This window comes from Streptococcus oralis, assembly GCF_001578945.1.
Classification (GTDB): domain Bacteria; phylum Bacillota; class Bacilli; order Lactobacillales; family Streptococcaceae; genus Streptococcus; species Streptococcus oralis_Q.
The window spans coordinates 1-447 of record NZ_KQ969614.1 but is presented as its reverse complement, the minus strand read 5'-3'; the positions used below and the strand labels follow the sequence as shown (position 1 = coordinate 447).

Here is a 447-nt window from a genome sequence, read left to right as displayed (position 1 = left end):
ATCTCATCAGATGGTCTTTTTTTCTTCTTGGCATGATCTCCAGTTCCTCTCCTGTCAAAAAGGAGACAAATTTAACAAGAAAATAGCTCAATGCCATATAGTGGATATTTTTCATCAAGACAAAGTTGACAACTCCAAGAATCAGTGATTCTTTCTGTGTTAGATTGTCAATTACAATCTGTCCCATTAGCAAGGGAATCAAGAGAAGGAAGAAAAAGAGATAGGTTTTAATAATAATGAGAAGCAAGTTCCAAGCGTAAAAGAGAACTTGTTTTTTTGTCTTTTGCAGACTATATTTCACCCCTTCTCTCACAGTTTTTCTTTCAAAGAGGATTTTCGGAAGGGCAAACATGAGACGAACGGAAATATAAAGGAAAATCCAAGCAGACACAAAAATCATCAAGCCCACTAGCCAGTGCTTGTCTTCTAGGTAAGTCACGATAAAGT

At 36.5% G+C, this 447-nt stretch carries 1 protein-coding gene; it reads right to left on the bottom strand.

Translation table 11 applies throughout. The features are described 5' to 3' along the window. On the bottom strand, positions 1–447 hold a 447-nt coding region (locus SORDD16_RS10040; RefSeq protein WP_241734072.1), incomplete at both ends, for a glycerophosphoryl diester phosphodiesterase membrane domain-containing protein.